This window comes from Parvibaculum sp. (assembly GCF_030694575.1).
In the GTDB taxonomy this organism is placed as follows: domain Bacteria; phylum Pseudomonadota; class Alphaproteobacteria; order Parvibaculales; family Parvibaculaceae; genus Parvibaculum.
The window spans coordinates 1-1480 of record NZ_JAUYUS010000122.1; the positions used below are offsets into that span (position 1 = coordinate 1).

Below are 1480 nucleotides of genomic sequence, written 5' to 3' on the forward strand. Positions count from 1 at the left end.
GGTGCGGGCGACATTCGAAGAGGTCGGGCGCTCGGCCGCGGGGCTGATAGCGATGGCGGATGATGTCGTCGCCGTCGATCAGCGGGAGCCTCGCCCGCGTGAGGCGCGCCTCGAAGTCGCTGTTCGCGACTCCATCCGGCACATCGAGCACATGGCGCGATGGATCGGGGGCCAAAACGCCGGCTATTCGTTCGAGGGGCTGGGCGAGGACATGCCCGGAATTCGCGCGGCGCTTGCTCCGCCGCAGATCCCATCTCTGCCTGAAACCGATCCGCTTCGCGCTACACGCGCCGCGCTTTTCATGTGTGCGGCTTCTTGCCAGGGCAGACACAGCGATGCCGGCGCGGCTGCCGCCGCCGAGATCCTCGGCATCGACTTCCCGCTGCGCAGGGACGCGCTTTGGGCGCGCGCTGTCTCCGAAGGGTTCAAGCCGGAGGAACTGTGGCCATGGCTGGCGAAGGTGCGGAGGGACCGGCTCGCTGAGGAACGGAGGCAACGCGATGTTTGCTTCCCTCTCGACGGCGCAAGTGCCGGAAATGAAACGAAAGATGTCGACGGGGAGGGCAAATGACCCCGCGCCTGATTTCCCCGGTCTACGGCTTCGGGCTGAGCACGCGGCGCGAGGAGGGGAGCCTTGTGCGGCGGGGGCGGCCGATCCCCGTGCCGCCCGATGTGCTGGAAGCGCTTCTGCCGGCGGCGCGGGAGCGCGGCATATCCGTGCCGGAGCTCGTGCAGCGGCTGCTCGAAACCATCGCCAGCGAAAAGATGGCGACGGCGGTGCTGGACGACGAAGCGGAGATGAAGCGCCGCGCGAAGACGAGGGGGGGGGCGATGAGCGACGGACTGCAGGAATTTGCGGTCGCGGCTGTGCGCGAGGCGCAGCGGGAATTGCGCAGGGAGAGCCTTGCCGAGGAAGCGCGGCGATGGCGCCTGCTTGAGCGGCGGATAGAGCGCGCGGGCAAGGACGTGGCGAGGGCGGAAACGCGCGCGGCGCGGCGGCTGGCGCGCCTGAAGGCGGTTGAGCAGCGGGAAATCGCGGCACTGGAGAGCCGGAAGAGCCGGCTGACGGCGCGGATTTCCGAAATGTCCATGGCGCTGCGGCAACGGGAAACAGCGCTGGAGGCCATCGACGCGGCGCTCTGGTGCGAGACCGGCCTTACGCTCGCGGCGCTGCGCGGGAAGAGCCGCACGCGGCGGTTGGCACGGCCGCGCCAGCTCGGCATGTGGCTGGCGCGCATGACGACACCGCTTTCCTTTCCGGCGATCGCGCATCGCTGGCACCGCGACGATCACACCACCGCCATTCACGCCGTGCGCACCGTCGCTGGCTGGCAGGGCGAGCTGGCCGCCTGGCGCGACAGGCTGCTGGCGGAGGTGCGGCAGGCGACGGGACAGGAAGGGCTTCCGGCTGCCTGACGCGGCGGGAAGAGGCGACAAGAGTTTGAGGCCAATTTGATGCGGAGTGGTGGGGCGTGAGCTG

General features: G+C 69.4%; 2 protein-coding genes. Both read left to right on the forward strand.

What is annotated here, in order from left to right:
* The coding region (locus tag Q8S60_RS17345) for a hypothetical protein (RefSeq protein WP_305668746.1) at nt 1-571 on the forward strand (571 nt) is incomplete at its 5' end.
* Nucleotides 568-1416 (forward strand): helix-turn-helix domain-containing protein, encoded by an 849-nt coding sequence (locus tag Q8S60_RS17350; protein WP_305668747.1) that lies wholly within the window; start codon nt 568-570, stop codon nt 1414-1416. The genes Q8S60_RS17345 and Q8S60_RS17350, both read left to right, overlap by 4 nt.
* The last annotated feature ends 64 nt before the right edge of the window (nt 1417-1480 follow it).